The 24895-nt window shown below is 62.5% G+C and carries 24 protein-coding genes; 7 read left to right on the plus strand and 17 right to left on the minus strand.

The annotated features are described in order from the left end of the window. Positions 1-148: 148 nt before the first annotated feature. Together msrQ and msrP are read right to left on the minus strand one after the other, a co-directional pair. Complete coding sequence (msrQ, locus tag MXB90_RS15645) at positions 149-814, minus strand: protein-methionine-sulfoxide reductase heme-binding subunit MsrQ (RefSeq protein WP_349665920.1); 666 nt, start codon at positions 812-814, stop codon at positions 149-151. A 47-nt stretch (positions 815-861) separates the two neighbouring features. Next, entirely contained in the window at positions 862-1779 is a 918-nt protein-coding gene (msrP, locus tag MXB90_RS15650) for a protein-methionine-sulfoxide reductase catalytic subunit MsrP (protein ID WP_462982316.1), read from the minus strand. Positions 1780-1961: 182 nt separating this feature from the next. Here msrP and MXB90_RS15655 point away from each other — a divergent pair, with 182 nt between their 5' ends. The 6 genes from MXB90_RS15655 to MXB90_RS15680 all read left to right on the plus strand — a co-directional run bounded on the left by MXB90_RS15655 (position 1962) and on the right by MXB90_RS15680 (position 6298). Continuing rightward, positions 1962-2414, plus strand: coding sequence for a DUF302 domain-containing protein (locus MXB90_RS15655; protein ID WP_250046363.1), 453 nt, complete (start codon positions 1962-1964; stop codon positions 2412-2414). 185 nt (positions 2415-2599) lie between these two features. Continuing rightward, positions 2600-3082: a fasciclin domain-containing protein gene (locus MXB90_RS15660; RefSeq protein ID WP_250046364.1), complete on the plus strand. Its 483-nt coding sequence runs from the start codon at positions 2600-2602 to the stop codon at positions 3080-3082. A 66-nt stretch (positions 3083-3148) separates the two neighbouring features. Then, positions 3149-3640: a fasciclin domain-containing protein gene (locus MXB90_RS15665; protein ID WP_250046365.1), complete on the plus strand. Its 492-nt coding sequence runs from the start codon at positions 3149-3151 to the stop codon at positions 3638-3640. Positions 3641-3714: 74 nt separating this feature from the next. Continuing rightward, a complete protein-coding gene (smpB, locus tag MXB90_RS15670) occupies positions 3715-4188 on the plus strand; it encodes an SsrA-binding protein SmpB (protein WP_250046366.1) in 474 nt (157 codons plus the stop codon). A gap of 71 nt (positions 4189-4259) precedes the next feature. Further along, positions 4260-5117, plus strand: coding sequence for a 3-mercaptopyruvate sulfurtransferase (gene sseA, locus MXB90_RS15675; RefSeq protein ID WP_250046367.1), 858 nt, complete (start codon positions 4260-4262; stop codon positions 5115-5117). Further along, complete coding sequence (locus MXB90_RS15680) at positions 5117-6298, plus strand: amino acid aminotransferase (RefSeq protein WP_250046368.1); 1182 nt, start codon at positions 5117-5119, stop codon at positions 6296-6298. Before sseA ends, MXB90_RS15680 begins: the two co-directional genes overlap by 1 nt. A 46-nt stretch (positions 6299-6344) precedes the next feature. Here MXB90_RS15680 and MXB90_RS15685 read toward each other — a convergent pair whose 3' ends face one another. From MXB90_RS15685 to dnaA, 11 genes are all read right to left on the minus strand, one after another. Continuing rightward, on the minus strand, positions 6345-6968 hold the full coding sequence (locus tag MXB90_RS15685) for an exopolysaccharide biosynthesis protein (RefSeq protein WP_250046369.1): 624 nt from the start codon (positions 6966-6968) through the stop codon (positions 6345-6347). An 85-nt stretch (positions 6969-7053) separates the two neighbouring features. Beyond that, positions 7054-8412 (minus strand): NAD(P)H-dependent oxidoreductase, encoded by a 1359-nt coding sequence (locus MXB90_RS15690; RefSeq protein WP_250046370.1) that lies wholly within the window; start codon positions 8410-8412, stop codon positions 7054-7056. A 66-nt stretch (positions 8413-8478) separates the two neighbouring features. After that, positions 8479-8844, minus strand: a complete 366-nt coding sequence (locus tag MXB90_RS15695; protein WP_250046371.1) for a hypothetical protein — start codon at positions 8842-8844, stop codon at positions 8479-8481. Next, positions 8835-9917, minus strand: a complete 1083-nt coding sequence (locus tag MXB90_RS15700) for an EscU/YscU/HrcU family type III secretion system export apparatus switch protein (protein ID WP_250046372.1) — start codon at positions 9915-9917, stop codon at positions 8835-8837. The genes MXB90_RS15695 and MXB90_RS15700 overlap by 10 nt, the downstream gene beginning before the upstream one ends. Beyond that, positions 9911-10675: a flagellar biosynthetic protein FliR gene (locus MXB90_RS15705; RefSeq protein ID WP_250046373.1), complete on the minus strand. Its 765-nt coding sequence runs from the start codon at positions 10673-10675 to the stop codon at positions 9911-9913. Before MXB90_RS15705 ends, MXB90_RS15700 begins: the two co-directional genes overlap by 7 nt. Then, complete coding sequence (gene flhA / locus MXB90_RS15710) at positions 10672-12762, minus strand: flagellar biosynthesis protein FlhA (protein ID WP_250046374.1); 2091 nt, start codon at positions 12760-12762, stop codon at positions 10672-10674. The genes MXB90_RS15705 and flhA overlap by 4 nt, the downstream gene beginning before the upstream one ends. Beyond that, positions 12762-13529: a transglycosylase SLT domain-containing protein gene (locus MXB90_RS15715; RefSeq protein WP_250046375.1), complete on the minus strand. Its 768-nt coding sequence runs from the start codon at positions 13527-13529 to the stop codon at positions 12762-12764. The genes flhA and MXB90_RS15715 overlap by 1 nt, the downstream gene beginning before the upstream one ends. Positions 13530-13668: 139 nt before the next feature. Then, positions 13669-16107: a DNA topoisomerase (ATP-hydrolyzing) subunit B gene (gyrB, locus tag MXB90_RS15720; RefSeq protein ID WP_250046376.1), complete on the minus strand. Its 2439-nt coding sequence runs from the start codon at positions 16105-16107 to the stop codon at positions 13669-13671. A gap of 73 nt (positions 16108-16180) precedes the next feature. Continuing rightward, positions 16181-17245 (minus strand): DNA replication/repair protein RecF, encoded by a 1065-nt coding sequence (gene recF, locus MXB90_RS15725; protein WP_250046377.1) that lies wholly within the window; start codon positions 17243-17245, stop codon positions 16181-16183. Between the two features lie 43 nt (positions 17246-17288). Then, positions 17289-18407: a DNA polymerase III subunit beta gene (gene dnaN, locus MXB90_RS15730; protein WP_250046378.1), complete on the minus strand. Its 1119-nt coding sequence runs from the start codon at positions 18405-18407 to the stop codon at positions 17289-17291. A 99-nt stretch (positions 18408-18506) separates the two neighbouring features. Beyond that, positions 18507-19865, minus strand: coding sequence for a chromosomal replication initiator protein DnaA (gene dnaA / locus MXB90_RS15735; protein WP_250046379.1), 1359 nt, complete (start codon positions 19863-19865; stop codon positions 18507-18509). A 324-nt stretch (positions 19866-20189) separates the two neighbouring features. Between dnaA and MXB90_RS15740 the strand changes: the two genes are divergently transcribed. Continuing rightward, positions 20190-20570: a hypothetical protein gene (locus MXB90_RS15740; protein WP_250046380.1), complete on the plus strand. Its 381-nt coding sequence runs from the start codon at positions 20190-20192 to the stop codon at positions 20568-20570. Here the strand turns inward: MXB90_RS15740 and MXB90_RS15745 are convergent. From MXB90_RS15745 to MXB90_RS15760, 4 genes are all read right to left on the minus strand, one after another. Continuing rightward, positions 20539-21630: a quaternary amine ABC transporter ATP-binding protein gene (locus MXB90_RS15745; protein WP_250046381.1), complete on the minus strand. Its 1092-nt coding sequence runs from the start codon at positions 21628-21630 to the stop codon at positions 20539-20541. The genes MXB90_RS15740 and MXB90_RS15745 overlap by 32 nt on opposite strands. Continuing rightward, the gene (locus MXB90_RS15750) at positions 21623-22507 is read right to left on the minus strand and encodes an ABC transporter permease (RefSeq protein ID WP_250046382.1); all 885 of its coding nucleotides are present in this window, start codon (positions 22505-22507) and stop codon (positions 21623-21625) included. Before MXB90_RS15750 ends, MXB90_RS15745 begins: the two co-directional genes overlap by 8 nt. An 81-nt stretch (positions 22508-22588) precedes the next feature. Next, entirely contained in the window at positions 22589-23584 is a 996-nt protein-coding gene (locus MXB90_RS15755) for an ABC transporter substrate-binding protein (RefSeq protein WP_250046383.1), read from the minus strand. Positions 23585-24045: 461 nt separating this feature from the next. Then, positions 24046-24573, minus strand: a complete 528-nt coding sequence (locus MXB90_RS15760) for a TRAP transporter large permease subunit (protein WP_250046384.1) — start codon at positions 24571-24573, stop codon at positions 24046-24048. Between the last annotated feature and the right edge of the window lie 322 nt (positions 24574-24895).

Consider the following 24895-nt stretch of genomic DNA (forward strand, 5'->3'; position numbering starts at 1 on the left):
CCTCAGGCGCCCCGTCACAACCTTCGCTGCTTCGGTGAAGCGGTATCTACGGAGAACAACAAACACACGCAAGAGGGTTTTCAGCGAAAAATTTGCCCACAGTCAGATCAAACACGCTGAACCCGTTGTTTTATTGAGTTTTTCGCAGTCATTTTTTTGTCGCACCACCAGACCGCATCGACCTCCTGGGAAGATTGTTTCGCAAATCACCCCCTTGGCCGAAAGGAAGTTTCCAGCGCGCGTTCGTCGACCGGTGACGATTCCCGAAAAACCACCGCGAAGGCCGCAGCCGAGTCGCCAACAGCACCAGAATCGCCCCCAGCCACAGCCAACCTTCCGGCGTGACGACCTTCATCTGCCACAGATAATGCACCACCCCGAGCAGCGTGGCCGGGTAGACCAGCCAGTGCAGCCGCCGCCAGTTGCCGCGCAGCCATCGCACCGCGCGATCGTTCGACGTCATGGCCAGGGGCAACAGCAGAACGAAGCTGCCAAGCCCCAGAATCAGATAAGGCCGCTTGACCAGATCGGCGGCAACCTGCCCCCACAACATGCCCATATCCAGAAACGCCCACGCCGCCAGATGCAGAACCACATAAAAGAACGCCAAAAGCCCCAGCGCCCGGCGAAAGCGGATCAGGTTCACCCCGGCGAACCGGCGCAGCGGCGTAACAACAAGCCCGCCGGCCAGAAACCACAGGGCAATCTTGCCCAGCCGATGTTCGATCTCTTTCACTGGATCGACACCAAGACCGTCGACAATCCCCAGCCAGACAATCCAGGCCAGAGGCAGCAGGCCCGCCAGATACAGCACGGAGGGGCGCAGCCGGCGCAGGGCGTCATTCAGACGGGCCGTCCACATTAATAGAACGTCGCCAGATCCATGCCTGCATAAAGCCCGGCGACATGATCGCCATAACCGTTGAACATCAATGTCGGTTCACGGGCCGCAAAGATCCCCGCGCCGATGCGCCGTTCGGTGGCCTGGCTCCATCGCGGGTGGTCCACGGTCGGGTTCACATTGGCATAGAAGCCATATTCGGTCGGCTGGAGGCTTTTCCAGGTGGTCACTGGCTCTTGATCGGTCAGGGAAATGCGCACGATCGACTTGATCGACTTGAAGCCATATTTCCACGGGACCACCAGACGGATCGGCGCACCGTTCTGGTTCGGCAGCTCTTCTCCATAAAGACCTGTCGCCAGAATCGTCAGCGGATGCATCGCCTCATCCAGGCGCAGCCCCTCACGATAGGGCCAATCGATCCCGCCGCTACGTTGGCCGGGCATTTCTTCGGGGCGCAAAAGCGTTTCAAAGGCCACATATTTCGCGCCCGGTTGCACACCCACGCGGTCCAGCAGCGACGACAGTTCGAACCCGATCCACGGGATCACCATGCCCCAAGCCTCGACACAGCGGAACCGATAGATCCGTTCCTCAAGCGTGACCGGGGCCAGAATATCCTCAAGCCCATAGGTGCCGGGGCGGTCCACCAGGCCATCGATCCGGATCGACCAGGGGTCGGTCTTCATCAGATGCGCGTTACGGCGTGGGTCGGACTTGTCCCAGCCGAATTCGTAGAAATTGTTGTAGGTGGTGATTTCCTCATAGGTGTTGGGCGCCGCATCTGTCGAAAAGGCCGACGGCTTGGCCGCGACCTTCGCCACCGCCCTGCCCGGCAAGGCCCCGGCAAGCACCGCCCCACCCGCCGCCGCAATCAACGCACGACGGTTCAGAAAGACGGCCTTCGGCGTCACCTCGGACCACTTCGGTTGCTTCAGATCACGCAAGCGCATCACACTCTCCTACACCAGTTTGGCCATAAGTAGCGCGGCGGCCCCGGCCATCTTGTCACAATAGCTTGAAATTCGCGCGGCGTTAGCCCTTTGCCCCGCGCGATTTTGTCGCCAGACTGTCCCCATCGGGGCGCCGGGGCAGCCGGCCGGATGTTGAGGAGTGACAGATGAGGAAATTTTGGACCACCTGCCTGATGGCCGCCCTTTCCATGGGCGGGGCCGCACAGGCCCAGGACATTCACGTCTGGGAAATCGAGGACAGTTTCGAAAATGTCACCTTCGCGGTTGAAAACGCGATCATCGGGCAAGGTCTGGTCATCGACCATACCAGCCATGTCGGCGACATGCTGGAACGCACCAAGGCCGATGTCGGCGCCAGCAAGACAATCTTCACCGGCGCGCAAATCTTTTCCTTCTGTTCGGCCAGCGTCTCGCGCGCGGTGATGGAAACCGATCCCGCGCTTGTCCAGTTCTGCCCCTATGGCATCTTTGTCTATGAAACGCCCGGCCGGCCCGGCACGGTCGCGGTGGGCTTCCGCGACTATCCCGAAGGGCCGATGGATCAGGTCGAAGATCTGCTGTCGCGCATCATCGCCGAAGCCCTGATGCTGGAAGATTGAGGCTGGATCGCGACGTTTCGATCACAAAAACCTGATTGGAAATCTGCGTGGCGCCGGGCTTGGTCCGGCGCCATCATTTTTCAAGGCCAAGGGATTAGGGTTTTTTCATGATCCGGCACGGGTGGTGCCACGTTTTTCCCACGTTGCCGAAACAACGGCATCGCAGATTTCTAGGGAGAAACGTCATGATCCGCAGAACCTTCCTCGCCTTCGCCGCCTCGACCTTCCTGGCCGCCCCCGCGCTGGCGGACAACCATTCCAAGGACATTGTGGACACCGCCGTTGCGGCGGGCAGCTTCACCACGCTTGTCGCCGCCGTGCAGGCCGCGGGCCTGGTTGACACGCTGAAGGGCGAAGGCCCTTTCACAGTTTTCGCACCCACCGATGACGCCTTTGCCGCGCTGCCCGCCGGCACCGTCGAAGACCTGCTGAAGCCGGAAAACAAGGACAAGCTGACCGCGGTGCTGACCTATCACGTCGTCCCGGGCAAAGTGATGTCGGGTGACCTGAGCAACGGCATGAAGGCCGCCACCGTGCAGGGCGCCGAAGTGACCATCATGACCGAAGGCGGCGTCAAGGTGGACGCGGCCAACGTCACCACCGCCGATATCGAGGCGTCAAACGGTGTGATCCATGTGATCGACGCCGTGATCCTGCCGCCGATGTAAGGCCCGACAGGGCGGGGCAACGACCCCGCCCTTTTCTTTCCCAGTCCACGAATCGAGGAGACAGCCATGAAAAGACGCAGCCTGATGATGGGCCTCGCCGGCGGCGCGGTCGCGCTGACGCTGGCGGCCTGCGCGCCGATGAACACGCAACCAGACATCGTCGATGTCGCGTCCTCCAACCCCGATTTCTCGACGCTGGTCGCGGCCGTGTCGGCGGCGAGCCTGGTTGACACGCTGAAGGGCGACGGCCCCTTCACCGTCTTTGCCCCCACCAACGCGGCCTTTGCCGCCCTGCCTGCGGGCACGGTCGACAACCTGCTGAAGCCCGAAAACAAGGATCAGCTGGTCAAGGTGCTGACCTATCACGTGGTGCCCGGCAAGATCACCTCCGACCAGCTGGCGGGCAAGCGCGCCAATGTGGCCACCGTTCAGGGCCAGACCGTGCATGTCGATGGTCGCAACGGCGTGCGCGTGAATGGCGCCACCGTCACCGCCGCGGATCTCGAGGCGACCAATGGCGTGATCCACGTGATCGACGCCGTGATCCTGCCCAAGTAATATCTTCCCGGGCGGCGCTGCAGCGGCGCCCGGATCTGGACAGATCGGCGCATCGCCATTATCTCGGTGCGATCATGGTCAAGAAATCCGATCCCAATTCCAGGCTGATCGCCGAAAATCGGCAGGCACGCTATCATTACGCCATCGAGGATGACCTTGAGGCGGGCATCGTGCTGACCGGTTCCGAGGTGAAATCGCTGCGGACGGGCCAGTCGAACATCGCCGAAAGCTATGCCTCGGTCGAAGAGGGTGAGCTGTGGCTGATCAACGCCTATATCGCCGCCTACAAGGAGGCGGGCGTTTTCGGCCATGAGGAACGGCGCAAACGCAAGCTTCTGGTGTCCAAGAAGGAACTGTCCCGCCTGTGGAACGCCACCGGGCGCGAAGGCATGACGCTTGTGCCGCTCAGCATGTATTTCAACGAAAAGGGCCGGGTGAAGCTCAAGATCGGCATCGCCAAAGGCAAGAAGCTTGCCGACAAACGCGAAACCGAGGCCAAGCGCGACTGGAACCGCCAAAAGCAGCGCCTTTTGAAGCAGGGCGGCTGATCCCGCCCCTTCCGGCCTTGCCCGATTGCGCCTTCCCGGCTAAGGAAAATCCGTTGAACGGAGGGCGCAAGATGGCCGTGGACGATCCCAAAACCCTGGTTTCCACCGATTGGCTGGAAGCGCATCTGAAAGACCCCGACCTGCGGGTGCTGGATGGTTCGTGGTTCCTGCCGGCGATGGGCATCGATGCAAAGGCCGGCTATTCCGCGGCCCATATCCCGGGCGCCCGTTTTTTCGACATCGACGACATTTCCGACAACCGCTCGGCCCTGCCGCATATGGCGCCGCCGGTGGAAAAATTCATCAGCCGGATGCGCGCGATGGGCGTGGGCGACGGGCATCAGGTGGTGGTTTATGACCAGCACGGCATCTTTTCCGCACCGCGCGTCTGGTGGACCTTCCGCCTGATGGGCAAGACCGACATCGCCGTGCTGGATGGTGGCATGCCGAAATGGCTGGCCGAGGGGCGCCCGGTCGAAGACATGCCCCCGATCGTGCGCGATCGCCACATCACGGTGCAGCGCAACGCAGCACTGGTGAAGGATGTGACCCAGGTGGCCCATGCCTCGAAGCTGGGCGATCACGAAATCCTGGATGCCCGCCCCGCCGGTCGCTTTACCGGGGCCGAACCTGAACCCCGCCCCGGCCTGCGCCAAGGCCACATCCCGGGGGCGAAGAACATTCCCTGGTCCAGCCTGCTGAACGGCGATGGCACGATGAAATCCCCCGAGGATCTGCGCGCCCTGTTCGCCGACAAGGGCGTCGATCTGGCGAAACCGGCGATCTGCAGCTGCGGGTCAGGCGTTTCGGCGACGATGATCGCGCTGGCGCTGGAACGGATCGGGCACCGCAACCACTCCGTCTATGACGGGTCCTGGGCGGAATGGGGCATGTATAACGACCTGCGCATCGCAACCGGAGAGAAATGATGTTCAACACCCTCAAACCGCAGGCGCCGGACAAGATCCTGGCGCTGATGGGGCAGTTCAAGGCCGACAGCCGGGCCGACAAGATCGACCTGGGCGTGGGCGTCTACAAGGACGCGAACGGCCATACCCCGGTGATGCGCGCGATCAAGACCGCGGAAAAGAAACTGTGGGAAACTGAAACCACCAAGACCTATACCGCGCTGGCCGGCGAGGCCGATTATCATGCCGCGATGGCCGAAATGGTGCTGGGCGCGGGCTATCCGAAGGACCGGCTTTCGGCGCTGGCCACCGTGGGCGGCACCGGCGCCTGCCGTCAGGGCTTTGAGCTGGCGCGCATGGCCAGCCCCGGCTGCACGATCTGGGTTTCCGACCCGACCTGGCCGAACCACCTGTCGATCCTGGCTTTCATGAAACAGGATTACAAACTCTACCGCTATTTCGACGCGGCCACCCGCTCGGTCAGCTTCGATGCGATGATGCAGGATCTGCAAGAGGTGAAGGCGGGCGATGTCGTGCTGCTGCACGGCTGCTGCCACAACCCGACCGGGGCGAACCTGACGCTGGATCAGTGGTCCGCCGTGGCCGACCTGCTGGAAGCCAAGGGCGCGGTGCCGATGATCGACTTGGCCTATCAGGGCTTTGGCGACGGGCTTGAGGCCGATGCCGCCGGCACCCGCCTGATGGCGCAGCGCCTGCCCGAGGTGATGATCGCGGCCTCTTGCTCCAAGAATTTCGGCATCTACCGCGAACGCACCGGCATCCTTCTGGTGCTGACCGATGCCTCGGCCCGCGACACGACGCAAGGCACGCTGGCCTATCTGAACCGCCAGAACTATTCATTCGCGCCCGACCACGGCGCGCGCCTGGTGACCATGGTGCTGACCGATCCGGCGCTGCGCAAGGAATGGGAAACCGAGCTGGAAGAGGTGCGCACCGGCATGCTGGGCTTGCGCGAACAGCTGGCGGCGGAACTGCGGCAGCTGTCGAATTCCGACCGCTTCGATTTCATCGCGCGCCACCGCGGGATGTTTTCGCGTCTGGGGGCAAGCCCCGAGCAGGTGGAAAAGATGCGCGTGGACAATGCCATCTACATGGTCGGCGATTCGCGGCTGAACATCGCGGGGCTGAACGCCACGACGGTTCCGATCCTCGCCCGTGCGATCATCGCCGCCGGGGTCTGATCCCGGATCGGCAAGCAGAAATGGACCGCGCGCCTGATCCGGCCCCTTAGCCGATCACGGCGCGCGCGCCCGCCGACACGGTCATGACCACCGCCAGCGTGACCAGCACCGAAACGGCCCCCAGAACAAGACCAAGGGCCGATATCAACCCATCGCGTTCAATCAGGCCGAAACCGCTGACCAGCAGTGAAATGGCCGGGAACCAACCGCTTAGCGGGATGGGAAGGAACAAGGTAAAGGCGATAACGAACAGCGCCAGACCCAAAAGCCGCTCATTTCGGCCGTGAAACAGCCAGATCATCCGCGGCCGCACCAGCCGTTCCACCGGGCGCGATATCGGGCGCAACCGTATGACCGTGCGTCGCAGCGCGGCATCATCAATCCGGCGCTGCGCCAGAAACCGCGGAAGCCGCAGATAGGGATAGCCCATCGCCAGCTGCGCCGACAACAGCAACAGCGGAAGTGCCGTCACCAGCGTTGAGCCCAGCGGCAGTGGTAGCAGATTCACCAGCGAAAACAGCAAAAGCGCCCAGCCGAACGACCTGTCGCCCAGGCTGGCCAGCAGGCCCCCCAAGGTCGTCGTGGCGGTGCGATCCCGTTCGCGGATAACCCGAAGCAGGGCCGAGGACGGAGAACGCCTTTTGTGCCGTTCGATCTTGGGGCTGTCCATCCGACTCTCCTGAAAGCTGCACCTATATCGGCGCGCCCAAAGCGGAAATCAATGCATCGCCCGCGACGGAATGCGCTGCGGCCCTTCAGGCAGGATGAAACAGCGCCTCCATCGCCCGGCGCACCCGCACCGGCTCGGTCTCGGGGGCGTCGACGTCCTGCCAGGACAGCATCTGCCCCGCACCCACCGCACGCCGCAGCCGCATGCCATGGGCAAGCCCGATCGGCAGCCCGCCACCGGCCAGCGAATCCTCGGCCCGGGCAAGCCGACCCCAGACCGTAAAGCCCCCTTCGCCATCCAGCATCTCCCCCGCCGAAAGGTCGCGCTTGGCCACGGCCACAACGTCCGAGACAAAGCCATTGGTGCGCCCCGTCGGCTCGCCCCGCAAGGCGGCATTGGCGACGCTGATACCCAGTTCCAGACCGATCAGATGGGTCGGGCGGAACAAGGTCGCATATCGGCCGGATCGGTCGGTCATCACCTGGTACTCGCGGAAACAACGGCGCACATAATCCGCACCAGGTCCCCCATCTTCGGCGGCCTCAAAGGTGACATAGACCCCCCAGCGCAAATCACCGACTACCTGACGCCCATCCCGTTCCAGGCTTGAAACCACCTCGACCATGCCCGGTTCTTCCAGAACGCCCCCCGCCGCCCGGGGTTTCAGCACATCGGCCAGATCATGCGTCCCGGCGGGCGGGAACAACAGCCCGCCGCGCGGTGCCAGAAGCCCCGAGGCATTCGAAATCGCCGCCATCTCCAGCGCCGATTTGGTACCGTCCAGGAATGAGTTGAACATCTGCGGGTTCATCCCGCCTTGCGCGGCCTCTTCGGCGGTAAGGCCATAGTGATCCCAGACCGTATCCGGGGTCGAGCTGGCATATTGCGGCAGGTATTTCGTGCCCTTCCCTGCGGCAACCACGCGAAACCCGCAGGTGCGCGCCCAGTCTATCAATTCACAGACAAGCGCCGGCTGATCACCATAGGCCATCGAATAGACCAGACCCGCGCGGTCGAATTCACGCACAAGATAGGCCCCGGCCAGGACATCCGCCTCGACATTCACCATGACGATGTGGCGGCCATGCCGCGCCGCCAGCAACGCATGCCGGATCCCCGCGCCGGGATTTCCGGTGGCTTCGATCACCACATCAAGGCCGGACGCCTCGATCAGCTGGGCGGGATCGTCGGTGATGCAGGTGCGTCCAGTCGCCAGGGCATCTGCGAATGATTCCGCCCGCACCGACGTGACATCCCATCCTGTATGGACCAGGGCGTCATGGGCGCGCTGCGCGGACAGATCCGCAATTCCCATCAGATGCATGCCCGGCGTATGGCGCACCTGCGACAGGAACATCGATCCGAACTTTCCTGCCCCGATCAGCCCGACACGAATCGGGCGCCGCTCGTTGTGGCGCTGCAAAAGCTTGGCATGAAGGTTCAACGGTGGGCTCCTTCTAAAGGCGGGTCTGCGGTTTGTCTGGCACGTTTGACCATCGGGCCCCTGGGGTCAAGCACGCCCGCGCGGACCTGCCCGGTTGCGGATGACCCGCAGGACCTCGGCCCGGCTGAACAGGCGTGCCGCAGATTGGCGCTGCAATGCGACTTCTTGCGCGATGTCCGCCGCTTCGGTCTCTAGCGCGGCTGCCTGCCGCGCGGTCCAAATGTGAAAGAACTGCGCAACCGGGGCCATAGCCGGATCGCCAAGCGCCTGATCATTTGCCTGCCGGGCCTGCAGTTCAAGCGCGCTACGGGCCTTGTTCAGCGCCGCTTCGCGACGGCGCACTTGGGCCAGCCGTGCAAGTGCCGCCTGACTTTCCATATCGGCCAGTTGGCGAAGCCGTTCCAGCTTGGTCCGGTCAATCGTCATGTCCATCCGCCCCGCGCCTTCTGGCGCATTCTTTCCGCAAACCGGATCGCTGCGGCAATTGCCTTGTAATGCTCGGGCCGGATTTCGTCGCCGATGTCGATCGTGGCGTGAAGGGCGCGTGCAGTGGGCGGGTCGGAATGGATCGGCACACCGTTTTCCATCGCAGTCTCGCGAATGCGTGCCGCGATTTCATCCACACCTTTCGCAACACAATAGGGCGCACGACCGCTGCCCTTTTCCCATTTCAGCGCAACAGCATAGTGGGTGGGGTTCACCACGACCACATCCGCCTTCGGCACATCGGCAAGCATGCTGTTGGTCGCAATTTCCATCCCACGCTGGCGACGTTGCGCCTTCATATGCGGGTCGCCCTCGGAATTCTTCATTTCATCGACCAGCTCTTGCCGGCTCATCCGGTTGCGGCGAAGGTGCTCAAGGCGTTGCCAGAAGTAATCGATGGCCCCGAAAACAAAGGCGAGCATCGCGACAAGAACCATGAATTCCTGGATCAGCGCCGCAAGCTCGGCCGTGACGATGCCCGGGTCATAACCCTGGCTGATCAGGATCCTCGGCATGCGACTGATCAGGAAATTGCCCAGCAGCACCGCGATCAGAACAAGTTTGACGAAGCTTTTTGCGAATTCAAACAGTCCGTTGCGCCCGAATTTCTGCCCGGCATTCTTGATCGGATCAATCCGGTTGAGCTTGGGCAAAAGCTTGTCTGGCGCAAAAACAACCGCGCGCTGCGCCATCAGCGCGGCCACTGCAGCCCCCATTGGCAACAAGAACCACGGCGCCGCGAATACCGCCAGTTCACCAACCCAGGCGCCAAGCATGGCCGAATCGATGGCGGCAGTTCGGCCAGCCACCCCCTCCGCGCGCGACAGCAGATAAGCGGCGGTATTGGCAAAGGCGGACAACGAGGCTTGCCCAAAGCCAATCGCCGCGATCAGAAAGCCCGCATAAACGGCCGCGACCGTCAGATCCGCCGACTTTACAAGATCGCCCTTCTTTCGCGCCTCATCCAGCTTGTGCTGGGTTGGTTCATGTTCCTTTTCGGCCGCTTCGTTGCTCACCATGCCCCCCCGAACGCGTCGTTCAGAAATGTGGTGAAGCTGGCGTGCCAGTGGACAAGACCGCTGGGCACCGCGATGGCCAGCAACGCAAGGCCGCCCAATGTCAGCGCCGGCGCGCCCACAAAGGACACCATCAGCTGCGGCATCGCCCGGTTGATGACGCCAAGCGCGACATTGTAAACCAGCCCCGCAAGAACGAACGGGGCGGCGATCGAGAAAGCCAGGCCGAACGTACGCGTCACGCCGCTGACCCCCCAGGCCCGAAGCGCCTCGGCATCGGGCAACTGCCCCGGCGGAAGCACATCGTAAGACGCAATGATCAGCGCCGCGACCTGAACGTGAAGCCCTGCCATGACCGCCAAGGCCAGTCCGGCCGTGGTCAGCAAATGGCCAACGGCGGGCTGCGGCTCTCCGGAGGTGCCGCCGAACAGTTGCGAAAGGGACGTGGCCTGCGCCGCGATCGTTCCCGCCACCTGAAGGGCCAGAACGAAGAACCGGATGCCGACGCCCAGCGCGAGGCCGATCAACGCCTCGCCAAGGATGATCGCCCCCCCACCCACCGCCTGGACGGGTGCCGCGACCGCGGGCGCCACGACAAGCGTGAACGCAAAAGACAGCACAAGCTTGATCCGGGCAGACAGGAACTGTTCACCAAAGGCCGGAAGTACCGCCATCAGGCCGCCGACCCGCAGGAAGATCACGAAACCAGTTTCAAGAAAGCCTTGCCCCAAAAGAAGGATCGGGCTGAGGTCCAGCATCATGCCGCAACAACCCCGACCATGGCAGGACGCGCGTTGATCCCGATTTCCTCAAAGCTCAGAACCGGGGCGGTTATGCCACGCGCGCCCAGAACCGTTCGCAAAAAACGCCTGCGGCGGCTGGAGGTGACAAGCGCGGGGAACGTTCCGTTTTCTGCCGCCCGGGCGACCTTTTCCGAGACGTTGCTGACCAACCGGTTGAACTTGTCGGGCGGCAGCGCAACATCATGCCCACCGCGTTCGCCCGGCAACTGATAGGTGGTGAAGACATCTTCCCATTCCGGGGCCAGTTGCAGCAGGGGAATCGTGCCGTCTTCGCGCTTCATCTCGGCGATCAGCTGAAATCCAAGACGCTGGCGCACGTGTTCGCAGATCGCTTCGGGGGTCGATAGCCCGCGGCCTTCCGCGATCGCCTCGATGATCAGCAGCAGATTGCGGATGGAGACACGTTCTTCAAGCAACAGCCGCAGGACAGTCAGCAACAGATCGACCGGCACCTTTTCGGGGATAAGTTCATCCAGGATTCGCCGGTTCGATGCAGCCCGTTCCGGATCGGAAAGATTGCAGGTTTCATCCAGCAGCCGGCGCAGGGCGCGCAGTGTCAGCAGCCGGCTGAAATTGGACTTGATCACCTCCAGAAGATGCGTCGCCAGGACTTCGGTCGGCCCGACGACGGTGGACCCGGTCAGGGCGGCCTCTTCCTGCATCGCGGTGGGAATCCAGCGCGCCGGTGCGCCATAGACCGGTTCCCGCACGTCTTCGCCTTTTGGCAAAAAATCGGCGTTGTCAGCTACCAGCGCCAGGATGCAATCGGGGAAAAGCCTGTCTTTTGCCTGTTCGACCCCCTGAATACGGATGCGGTAACCACCCGGCGGCAGGGTCGCGTCATCGGTCAGGCGGATCTCGGGAAGAATTAGGCCATATCCCGCAGCCACATGATTACGCATGTTGGCGATACGCGCATCAAGCCCCGTCGCCGGATCAAGCGCCATCGCCACAAGATCCGGAGAGAATTCGACGTGAATGTCATCGACATCCAGCACGTCACCAAGCGATTTTCGGCGTGGACCAGCATCGACGGGCGGCTGCATACGCATCGCGTCGCGCCGAAGGCGGCGCAGTTCGGCCCGCTGCACCGCGAACCCGGCCCCGGCCAGTGCCGCCGCACCGGCGATGAACGGCACAAACGGAAGCCCGGGCACGATCGCGAACAGCGCCATCAGCAGGGCAACGGTATAAAGCGCGGGCGGATACTTCCCCAATTGACGGAACAGGTCCAGATCGACCGCGCCCTTCGTGCCCCCCCGGGAAAGAAGGATCGCGGAGGAAACAGAGATGATGACCGCAGGGATCTGGCTGACAAGCCCGTCCCCCACCGTCAGGATCGCATAGGTTTCAAGGGCGCGGCCGATCGGCATGCCATGCACGGCGGTGCCGATGATCAGGCCCATCACCATGTTCAAAAGCGTGATCAGCAAACCCGCAACGGCATCGCCCTTGACGAATTTGGATGCGCCATCGAGCGATCCGAAAAAGGTGGTCTCTGCCTGTTCTTTTTCGCGACGCTCTTTCGCCTCGGCGTGATTGATCGCGCCGGCGTTCATGTCGCTGTCGATCGCAAGCTGCTTTCCGGGCATCGCATCCAGCGCGAAACGGGCCCCAACCTCGGCCATGCGCCCCGCGCCTTTCGTGATGACCATGAAATTCACGATCATGATGACACAGAACACCACAAGGCCGATCAGCACCGACCCGCCCATGATGAAATCTGCAAACCCCTCAATCACCTCGCCTGCGGCGCCGGTGCCGGTATGGCCCTGGCCGATGATCAGCTTCGTTGACGAGATATTCAGCGAAAGCCGCAACATCAGCGTTGCCAGCAGCACAGTCGGAAATGCCGAAAAATCAAGTGGCCGTTCAACAAACAACGTCACCGTGAAAATCAGAATGGCCAGTGCGAATGACACCGCAAGCCCGATGTCGAGGACCCAGGCCGGCATCGGCAGCACCATCATGACGATGATGGCCATCAGCGCCAGGGACAGAAGCACGGTAGGCTGAAAAACATTGGCAAGCGTCAGGCGGGGCATCATTCACCCCTTTCCTGCAGGGCCGCCGCGAACAGGCTTGCGCCAGAGGCTGCCCCAAGCGACGGCGCCGGCGTGCCCTGACGCCTTAGAAACGGATAACGGTTCTCCCGGTAGGGCCGATCGGGGGCCTGGTCATTGCGGGCGGCAAGGACGATATCGGGGATCTCTGGAATGTCCGGTCGGGCGCCCGTGGCACCGGGCGGCAACGGCGGTGCCGCCGTTAGTTGATTGCGAAAGCGGTTGAAACGTTCGGTATAGCGCTGCGCATATTCTGGGGTGCGCGAATGATAGGCGCCCGCCGCCTTGGGCCAGGTTCCCATTTCCTGATACAGATCACCCAGAAAGCGTGCTGCATAAAGCGCATTCGCCATCGGCTCGAACATCTCATCGATGGATGAGAACGCTTCCCCATGCCATTTGTAATTGATCTGGAAGCAGCCCACGTCAAAGCTTCGGGCACCGCGCTTGAATTCCTTGAAGACGAAGGCGCGCGCCTCATCCAGGGTATCGAACCAATGGCCCGCCCCTTCCATATTCACGGTCCAGGGCCACGGCTGGACCTGCCCGCCGATCTTGCGACCGGTCTCGGTTCGGGAAATCGCCAGCAGCACATCAACCGGAACGCCGGTCTGCTCGGCGGCGCGCTGGGCGACGGCATCGCAGATGGCGGCGTCGGCTGGCCCAGCGGCAGCGGAAGGCGCGCCAAGCACACCCAGCCAAAGCGCCGGCAGACCGCCCAGAAACACGCGGATAAACGTCTTGAACATGGGATTCGCCCGGTTGCTGCAGTTCTTGCTGCAGGCAACGCTAGGCAAAGACGGTTTAGAAACCGTAACCCTGTTTCAGAATAGTTCGGCGGGGCAATGGCCCCGCCGACACGAAACACCCCGACCCCGGGGCTGTCTGTCAGAAATCCAGGTTTTCGACGCTCAGGGCGTTTTGCTGGATGAACTCGCGCCGCGGCTCGACGACATCGCCCATCAGCTTGGTGAACAGGTCTTCGGCCTCGGCCACATCCTCAACCCGGACCTGCAACAACGTCCGCGCCGACGGATCAAGCGTGGTTTCCCAAAGCTGTTCGGGGTTCATCTCGCCCAGCCCCTTATAGCGCTGCAGCGACAGGCCCTTTTCGCCCTCTTGCAGGATGGCTGAAAGCAGTTCCAGCGGACCATGGATCATCTGTTCCCGGTCCTTGCGGACCAGCTTGGCCGGGGTCGCGTAGACCTCTTGCAATGCCTCGGTGTGGCTGGCCAGCCGCCGCGCCTCGCCTGATCGCAGCACGGGGCCATCCAGCGTCCGCGCCTCTTCGACGCCGCGAAGCGACCGGGTGAACCGCAAGCCGTGATCCTGGGTCGGACGGCCCGTCCAGCCGCGTTCATATTCCAGCGCGATCACATCCAGACGCTGCGCGACCACATCGGCCACACCCTGCGCATCGGCATCAACACGGCCTTGAACCAACGCGCCGGCGATCGCCGCCTGTTCCAGGATGCGCTGCGGATAATGCGTCGGGAAGGCCTGCAGGATGCGGCGCACGACGCGCGCCTCTTCGACCACGCGGGCCAGATCTGCGCCGGTGATCTCCTCGCCATTGCCCAGGCGCAGGATCGCACCATCAACCCCTTGATGAATAAGGAAATCCTCAAGCGCGGCCTGATCCTTCAGATAGACCTCGGACTTGCCGCGCGCGACCTTGAACAGCGGCGGTTGCGCAATGTACAGATGCCCTGCCTCGATCAGTTCGGGCATCTGCCGGAAGAAGAAGGTCAGCAAAAGCGTACGGATATGCGCGCCGTCCACATCGGCATCGGTCATGATGATGATCTTGTGATAGCGCAGCTTGGCCAGATTGAATTCATCCCGGCCAATGCCCGTGCCCAGCGCGGTGATCAGCGTGCCGATCATATCCGAGGCCAACATCCGGTCAAACCGGGCGCGTTCCACGTTCAGGATCTTGCCGCGCAGGGGCAACACCGCTTGGTTCTTCCGCTCGCGCCCCTGCTTGGCGGAACCGCCGGCCGAGTCACCCTCGACGATGAACAGTTCGGAAAGCGCGGGGTCTTTTTCCTGGCAGTCGGCCAGCTTGCCGGGCAGGCTTGCGACATCCATCGCGGTCTTGCGCCGGGTCAGTTCGCGCGCCTTGCGCGCTGCTTCGCGCGCAAGGGCCGCCTCGATGATCTTGCCGACGATCTGCTTGGCCTCGGCGGGATGTTCCTCGAACCATTCCGACAGCTTTTCGCTTACCAGGTTCTCAACCGCGGGACGAACCTCGGATGACACCAGCTTGTCCTTGGTCTGGCTGGAAAATTTCGGGTCCGGCACCTTGACCGACAGGACACAGGTCAGCCCCTCGCGTGCGTCGTCGCCGGTGAAATCGACCTTTTCCCTTTTCGCGATCCCGGAAGATTGCGCATAGGCGTTGATCGTGCGCGTCAGCGCGCCGCGGAAGCCCGCAAGATGCGTTCCGCCATCGCGCTGGGGAATATTGTTGGTAAACGGCAGGACGGTTTCATGGTAGCTGTCATTCCACCACATCGCGACCTCAACGCCTATACCACCGCGATCGCCGGTGATGAAGATCGGCTCGGGCATCACCGAGGTCTTGGACCGGTCCAGATAGCGCACGAATTCGCGCACCCCGCCCTCATAGACCAGTTCCGAGCGTAGCGGCTCAACGGGACGTTCATCTTCCAGGATGATCTTCACGCCCGAGTTCAGGAAGGCCAGTTCGCGTAGCCGGTTTTCCAGCGTCTTGAAGCTATAGTCGAGGTTCGAGAAGGTGCCGTCGGGCCGGTTCGTCTTGGCCGAGGCCAGAAAGCGCACCTCGGTCCCTTTTTCGCCCGGCGCAGCATCGCCCACCACCTTCAGCGGCACGGCGGTTTCGCCAAATTCGAAACGCGCGTAATGTTCCTTGCCATTGCGCCAGATGCGCAGGTCCAGCCATTCCGACAGCGCGTTCACAACCGAAACGCCAACGCCGTGCAGACCACCCGACACCTTGTAGCTGTTCTGATCGAATTTGCCGCCCGCATGCAGCTGGGTCATGATGACCTCGGCGGCGGAAACGCCTTCTTCGGGGTGGATGTCGACCGGAATCCCGCGCCCGTTGTCGCGCACCGAAACGCTGCTGTCGGCGTGAATCTTCACATGGACAAAATCCGCATGTCCCGCCAAAGCCTCATCGATGCCGTTGTCCACGACCTCATAGACCATGTGGTGCAGACCGGACCCGTCGTCGGTATCGCCGATATACATGCCCGGCCGCTTGCGCACAGCCTCCAGGCCCTTGAGAACCTTGATAGATTCTGCGCCGTATTCGCTCGGGTTCCTGGTTTCTTCGGTCATGCCCGCCCGTCCTGTTTCTTGCCCCCGTCTTATAGGGGTTTGGCAGAGGATTGTCACGCCAAAGACACAAGATTTAGGGGGCCGCAGGCCTTTCAGTAACAGCCGAAACACCGTCCGTCTCAGTCACATCGAAATACTGACCGCGCGGGCCCAGGGCGTCGAACAGTTCCGCCCCCGTCCCCGTCATCAGCACCTGCGCCCCAAGCGCGCAGATTTCATCGTAAAGCGCGGCCCGGCGCCCGGCGTCCAGATGGGCGGCCACCTCATCCAGCAACAGCACGACATCTTCGCCGACCAGGGCGCGGGCATTTGCCAGAATGAGAGAAATCAGCAGCGCCTTTTGTTCGCCGGTCGAACATTGCGCGGCCGGGGCATCCTTTGCGGCATAGACCGCGCCAAGATCCGCGCGGTGCGGTCCCTCCAGCGTGCGGCCCGCCGCCATGTCACGGCTGCGCCCCGCGGCCAAGGCCGCAGCCAGATCCGCAGGCCCGGCATTTTCGATCGACAGGCGCGCGGCGGGAAAAACCGGGTCGGCGCCCCGCTGTGCCGCCACGACACGGGCCAGCGCTGCCGCACGATTGGCGGCAATCTGCATACCGGCATCGGCCATCCGCGCCTCTAGCGCGCCATACCAGGCCACGTCGCGCACCCCATCCTTCAGCAGGCGGTTACGTTCGCGCATGGCCTTTTCATAATCCAGAACCGCTTCGGCATGCGACGGGACAAAGGACATCGTCATCCGGTCCAGGAACCGCCGCCGCCCCTCGGCCCCCTCGATCCACAGCCGGTCCATCGCTGGCACCAGCCAGACCACCCGCAACAAACGCCCCAGCGCGACCTGTGCCGCAGGCTTACCATCGATCAGCACAGCGCGGGCCTGTCCGGGCAGCGCCGACGTCTCCACCTCATGCCCATCCAGCGCCGCGTGGATTTTCCAGCCGACGGCCTCTTGCCGACGCATCATGTCTTCGGCGCCCGCGCGGCGCAGCCCACGCCCGGGCGACAACAGGGAAACCGCTTCAAGAATATTGGTCTTGCCCGCGCCGTTGGGCCCGTAGATCGCCACGGGGCGGTCGTCGAAATCAAGAACGGCCCGGCGATGCGAACGAAACTGCAACAAGGTCAGTTGCCGCAGCATCGCCGCCCCTTCATTCCGCAAGCGCCCGAAGATCGGGGGCGCGTCACACGCGCATCGGCATCACGACATAGACCGCCGAGGTATCGTTACCCTCGCGCATCAGCGTCGGATCGCCAGAGGAGTTGAACAGGAAAACCGCGTTCTCACGGTCAACCTGGCTTGCGATTTCAAGCAGGTATTTCGCGTTGAAACCGATTTCCAGCCGCTCGTCGCCATAGGCGACGGCCAGCTCTTCCTCGGCGGCGCCCGCATCGGGCGCATTGACAGACAGGACCAGCCTGTCTTCATCCAGGCTAAGCTTCACGGCGCGCGACCGTTCCGAGGACACCGTCGCCACACGGTCGACGGCCTTGGCGAATTCCGATGCATCCACCTCCAGGCGGCGGGTATTGCCCATCGGGATGACGCGGGAATAATCCGGGAAGGTTCCGTCGATCACCTTTGAGGTCAGCGTGATCGCCGGCGTGGCAAAGCGAACCTTTGTTTCGGACACGGAAACGGCGATCTGCGCCTCATCATCATCCAGCAGCTTGCGCAATTCACCCACGGTCTTGCGCGGCACAATCACACCGGGCATGCCCTGCGCCCCGTCGGGCAAGGGCGCATCGATTCGCGCCAGACGATGCCCGTCGGTCGCAACACAGCGCAGCGCCGGCCCGTCTTCACCCTGCGCCACATGCATGTAAACGCCGTTCAGGTAATAGCGGGTTTCCTCGGTCGAGATCGCGAATTTCGACTTGTCGAACAGCCGCCGCAGCACCTTGGCGGGGGCCGAGAAATTCGCGGTGTATTCAGACGATGCCATCACCGGGAAATCTTCGCGCGGCAGCGTCGCCAGGTTGAAGCTTGACCGCCCTGCCTGCACCGAAAGCCGCCCCGAGGCCGGATCATCGGACAGCGAAATCAGCGCGCCATCGGGCAATTTCCGCACGATTTCATGCAGCATCACCGCCGAAACGGTCGTCGCACCCGCGCGTTCGACCTGCGCATGGGTCTTGTCTACGACCTCGATGTCAAGATCGGTGGCGCGGAAGGACACCATATCCCCCTCGGCCTCGATCAGCACATTGGCAAGGATCGGGATCGTGTTGCGCCGTTCCACCACCGATTGGGCCTGCGCCACGGCCTTCAGAAGCGCCGCGCGTTCGATGCTGATCTTCATTTCCATCCCCTAAGCTGCCGGGAGCGGAAAACTAGCAGCTTTCCGCTCAGGCTCAAGATTTTTCAGGACATTCGGTCGCTTTCCGGCGACCGTCAAGACTCAGGTCTCCAGAAGACGGCGCAGCAGGTCGATATCCTCGGCCATCTGACGGTCGGCCCCCTGCAATTCTTCGACCTTGCGGATGCCATGCATGATCGTGGTGTGATCGCGCCCGCCGAAACGCCGCCCGATCTCGGGCAGACTGCGGGTGGTCATCTGCTTGGCCAGGAACATCGCCACCTGCCGCGGCCGGGCGATGGTGCGCTGACGCTTGGGGCCGATCATGTCCGAAAGGCGGATATTGTAATGCTCGGCCACCTTGCGCTGAATCTCTTCGATCGTGACCTTGCGGTCGGAAGCCCGCAGGATGTCGACCAGACATTCCTGCGCCAGATCCAGCGTGATTTCACGCCCGACAAGCGATGCAAAAGCGAACAAACGTGTCAGCGCGCCTTCCAGCACACGCACGTTGGTGGTGATGCGGTGGGCAAGGAATTCCAGCACACCATCGGCCAGTTTCAGCCCCGGATACTGGCCGCGATAGGCCTCGGCCTTGGTCTGCAGGATGCCCAGCCGCAATTCGTAATCGGTCGGGTGCAGATCGACGACCAGACCGCATTGCAGGCGCGACTTGATGCGTTCCTCAAGATCCTTGATCTCGCCGGGGGCGCGATCGGCGGAAATCACGATCTGCTTTTGCTGATCGACCAGCGCGTTGAACGTATGGAAGAATTCTTCCTGCGTCGAATCCTTGCCGGCAATGAACTGCACGTCATCGACCATCAACACGTCGACGGACCGGAACATCTCCTTGAAGTCCATGATCTGACGTTCGCGCAGCGCCTGGACAAAGCGATACATGAACTGTTCCGCAGACAGATACAGCACACGCAGTTCGGGGCGGCGAAGCTGCAGTTCATGCGCGATCGCATGCATCAGGTGCGTCTTGCCCAGCCCCACCCCGCCATACAGAAACAGCGGATTGAAGGTGACCGGGCCGCCTTCAGCCACGCGGCGGGCGGCGGCATGGGCCAGCTCATTGGGCTTGCCGACCACAAAGCTGTCAAAGGTGAAACGCGAATCAAGCGGCGCGCCGGGCAGTTCGGCATCATCGGCGGGGCGGGCCGGCTTTTTCGGCTGTGCGGGCTTGGCCACCGACGGGCGCGGCGCGCGGCCGGCTTCGGGAACACGGATCTCGACCCGTTCCACCTGGACGCCGGCTTTTTCCAACTCACGGCGGATCTGATCGGCAAAGTTGCGCGATACCCAATCGCGCATGAATTTCGTCGGGGCATCGAACCGAACGATTCCCTCAGAGACCCCGTTCAGCTGGAGCGGTTCGATCCAGGTCGTGAAGTTGTTCTTGCCAACGCTTCTAAGCAGCTCATCACGCACCCGCCCCCAGGTCTCTTCTGTCATGTTCTTGTCCAATCATGCCTACATCCAGCTGCAAACCACAGCCTTGGACATACGGACACCAGCCGGATCGGGATAGACCCCGATCCGCCCTTGCGGCGGCAGCATGCATGAGGACACCAGAAACAACGCCTGGCAAGCAGACGAGGCGTAGTTCCGCCAGAAACCGGCTCGGACCCGGTTCTCTGAAAACGCACCTTTTCGCCGGGCAGTCCGGCGTTTTTTTATCCAATCGGGCCTTCAGGCCCGAACAGGCCGAAAAAGATGCGTCATGTCCCCCAAGGCGACGTGAATCGCACCCAGACGCTAGCAAGCCCGCCAAGGGGCGTGCAACTGATCTTCGCGCTTGACGCCATTTTCCCGCAACCGAATCTGCCCGGGGTGGGCGGATTCGCAACACAAATACGTATACCATTGAAAATGCTATGTTTTCTTATTTTGCTCGAAAGTCGTGGCATTCATTTGACCAAGGTCAACAGCCCAAGCCCACTGCGCCGCTGCCATCTGCTGATCTTGCCGCTGCAACGGCTTTGCACCCCGCTTTTATGGGCCGGCGCCACTGTCGGCGCCAGCTTTCTGCCCGGTCCGGATCGTTCAGGACAACGCCACCTACGCACCGGGCGGGCGCGGCTTCAGGGGCCAGAAGACCCCGTTACCGGGGCCGAATCGGGCGCGGTCAATCGTCGCTCGCGGCGGTGGCCGGATTGACCATCGCATCCAGAATCGCAGGCAGGTCGATCAGGCCGACCAGCGTGCCATCGGCCTCGCGCACCTGTGCGGTTCGGACATCGGCCTTGATCATCCGCCGCGCAACCAGATCCAGTTCCGACCGGGCGCGGACGGTAAAATCCGGCAGCGGCGCGCCCTCGGCGGCGGGGGTGGCGATGGTGCGGGCCTTGATGATGCGACCGCGGTTCACCTCTTTCACAAAGCTGGCGATGTAGTCATTGGCGGGGTTCAGCACGATGTCCTGCCCGGTGCCGACCTGTTCCAGCGCACCATCGCGCAGGATGGCGATCTTGTCGCCTAGCCGCAGCGCCTCATCCAGATCGTGGGTGATGAAGATGATCGTCTTGTGCAGCTCTTCCTGCAGTTCCAGCAGGATCGACTGCATGTCGACGCGGATCAGCGGGTCAAGCGCGGAAAACGCTTCATCCATCAGCAGGATCTCGGCATCATTGGTCAGCGCGCGCGCCAGGCCAACACGCTGCTGCATGCCGCCCGACAGCTGTTTGGGATAGTAATCCTCAAAGCCCTGAAGCCCCACGCGGTTGATCCAGTAGCGGGCCTTTTCCTCGGCCGCGGCGCGCGCCACGCCCTGGATCGACAGGCCGTAGATCGTATTTTCCAGCACCGTGCGATGCGGCAGCAGCGCGAATTTCTGGAACACCATCGCGGTTTTCCGGCGTCGGAAGTCGCGCAACTGGGCGGGGGTCATCGCCACAACATCCTGCCCCTCATGGATCACCTCGCCCGCGGTCGGGGTAATCAGGCCGTTGATGTGCCGGATCAACGTCGATTTGCCCGAGCCCGACAGCCCCATGATCACGGTGATCTTGCCGAAAGGGATGGTCAGGTTGATGTTATGCAGCCCCAGAACATGGTTGTAGCGGCTGTTCAGTTCTTCCTTCGTCATGCCGGCCTTGACGGCGTCGATGTGGCGATGGGCCTCGGGGCCGAAGATCTTGTAAAGGTCGCGGATCTCGATGTCATGACCGGGCGAGGTGACGGCCTGTGCCGCCTGCGTCTGGGCCTGCATGTCAGTCATGGCCAATCTCCGAATGTTTCTGAAGGCGCTTGCCATAGGCCTGGGTCGCGCGGTCGAAGATGATGGCGATGGCGACGATGGCCAGGCCGTTCATCACCCCCAGCGTGAAATACTGGTTGTTGATCGCCTGCAGCACCGGCTGCCCCAGCCCCCGCACCCCGATCATCGAGGCAACGACGACCATCGCAAGGCTCATCATGATGGTCTGGTTCACCCCCGCCATGATCGTGGGCAGCGCAAGCGGCAGCTGCACGTTGCGCAGCTTTTGCCAGGCGTCCGACCCGAAGGCCTCGGCGGCCTCCAGCACATCGGCGGGCACCTGGCGGATGCCCAGGTTCGTCAGCCGGATGATCGGCGGGATCGCATAGATCACCACTGCAATCACCCCCGGCACCTTGCCCAGGCCAAAGATCATCACCACCGGGATCAGATAGACAAAGCTGGGCATGGTCTGCATCATGTCCAGAAGCGGGGTCACCCAGGCGTTCAGCCGGTCAGACCGCGCCATCAGGATACCGATCGGAATGCCCAGAACGATTGCAACCAGCGTGCAGACCGCCACCATGGCGATGGTGCGCATCGTGTCTTCCCACATGCCGAAATAGCCGATCAGCAGCATCGCCAGCACCGTGCCCGCGACGATCTTCCAGCTGCGGCTCATGATCCAGATCAGCGCGGCGATGACCGCAAGCACAACCACCCAGGGGCTGTTGATCATCAGGGTTTCGATCAACACCAGAAGGGCGCGGATCGGGTCGAACAGGTTTTCCAGCGTCTCGCCATAGGCGCGGGTAAAGTCACGGAACGCGCCGTCGATCGCAAGGCGCATGGCGCGCAGATCGCCGCGGCCCATTTCGGGAAAGTCATACAGGTCCATGCAGGGGTCCTTATCTGCCGGTGGAATGGAAAACGGGCGGGGAAGCGATGCCGCCCCCGCCCGATCACGCCATGCCGCGCCTTACAGCGCCGCCTTCACCTTTTCGGCGACATCGGCCGGAACCCACTGGGTCCACAGATCCTCATGCGTCATCAGGAATTCATAGGCGCCATCCTCATTCGAGGCCTGGTTATCCCCCATCCACGACAGCATCTTGTTCACCGTGTCATTGGTCCAGGCGCGGGTCTGGACGTAATCCATGGCGACGCCCGCCTTGTCGGCAAATTCCTTGGTGACGGTGGTGAACACATCCGACGTGGGCCATTCGGTAACCTTCGGGTCAAGGCAATCGGCGCTCACGATGCAATTGTCCCAATGCTCGCGATCAAATTCAGCCTCAAGATCCAGCCGCGTCATGTCGTATTTGCCAAGAATCGCGGTCGGGGCCCAGTAATAGCCGAACCAGCCCTCGTTGCGGTTGAAGGCCCGTGCGATCGACCCATCCAGCCCCGCGGCAGAGCCCGGATCGACCAGTTCAAAGCCCTTGTCGTCCGCGCCCGCGCCCAGATACTGGTTGCGCGCGATGTGCTGACAGGCCCAGCCCGACGGGCAACCAAAGAAGGCCCCCTTCGCCGGGTCCTCGGCGCCGGGGAACAGATCGGGGCGCTCCAGCGCCTGTTTCAGCGTGGTGATGCCATGTTCCTGCGCCAGCCAGGTGGGGATCCAGATGCCTTCGACCCCGCCATCGGTCAGGATCTGGCTGGCGATCACCAGCCGCCCTTCCGCCACCGCCTGATCCAGCGGCTCCTTGACGGCATTGACCCACATTTCGGGGGCCATGTCGGGTTCGGCCTTCTCGTTCATCGAGGTGAAGGTCGGCATGGTATCGCCCGCGACCAGTTCCACCTTGCAGCCATAGCCTTCCTCAAGAATGATCTTGTCGACCCAGGCTGCCAGACCTGCCGAAGCCCAGTTCATCTCGGCAATGGTGATGTTGCCGCAGTCCTCGGCGGCCAGCGCCGGGGTGGCCAGGGCAGCGCCAAGGGCAAAACCCGTCGATGCAAGAATCTTGCGCATGTAAGTCCTTTCGTTCGCGTGGCGCTATCGTGATGACCACACCCACGCACCACGCGGACAGGGCGGCCCTGTTGATTTTGTGCCGCAAGATGCGCCCGAAAGACGGGCAAGGCGGCGGGCCACAGAATGGTAGAACGTGGCCAAAACGACTGCCGTGATGGCAGGAAATAGCCCAAGGTGGGCTGCGGTGCGCGCGATTATAACGAAAAACTCAACAGAATCAAGGCGCCGAACCGGCCACCCGCCAAGCCCGCCCGCCAGAACAGATTATTCACCCTTTTCCAGCGGCTTGGCACACCGACATGCCCGAACGGTGGGGGCAACGGGAAACGTATGGTGCCCGATGCCGTCGGGCAAAGGCGTGTCGAAGCGGCAAACGCTGGACATACCCTGCCGGCGCGGTCCGCCAGCGGCCTGACAGGCCACAAATGGGCAAGTCGCGCATCGGCCCGATGCCCTGCTCATACGGATTCAAACCCCACCACCTGGCGCGTTGCGACCAAGTCCGCGCCAGGCCGCACGGCATCATGTTGCGCACCCCAAATCACCATAAAGGTCATGGCAGTGGTCTGCACCGTATCCAGCAGCCCGCGGCCAAATTTGCGGAGCGCAACGATTTTTTCCATGATCGGAGGGGCCACACACGGTGCCTGCTTGGCGTTCAGCTTAACCACCGGCGTGCTGTCGCCCGCAGAAAAGACCCTGGCATAGCCACGCTTTTCCATTTCGGCCGGGGCCATGCGCGTGAAGACGGCGGTGCTGGCGGTCGCGGCCTCCGATACCACGGCAAAGCCCACGCTCGCAAAGATCGTGGCTGTGGCCAACCCGCCGGGCGACCGCCCCACCCATTTGCGCGCGGCATCATAGGCGGATGTGGCAATCCCTACTTGCATCACCAGAAACCCGATCGCCACGAAAAGCGGCAGCACCCTAAACGAATATTGCGCGGATTTGGCGAAGGGAATCACCCCGGCCAGACCTTCGCCCACGGTGGGATTGCGGATGATCATCATCCTCACGATCCCCGTAGACTCCGGGGCATGGGACTATCCTGAATTTTGTGCGCTGACGCGGTAACCGCTCGCAGAAGAGGTCCACGCATGAGCATCGACAAAGGTCTTCTGGACCGCCTGATAGAGGTCCGCTCAACCGGGCGATCTGTTTGGCAAGATCGGCAGCTTGGCGGAACCGACCAGGGCGCTGGCAGACTGGCCTGCTGCCGGTTTCGTGGACACGAAGATAAGATCGTGACCAAGGCAACGGAGATCGGACATGGTGAGACGGAAGTTCTCGAAGGAGTTCAAGTTTGAA

It is taken from the genome of Phaeovulum molybdatiresistens, assembly GCF_023544865.1.
GTDB lineage: Bacteria > Pseudomonadota > Alphaproteobacteria > Rhodobacterales > Rhodobacteraceae > Pontitalea.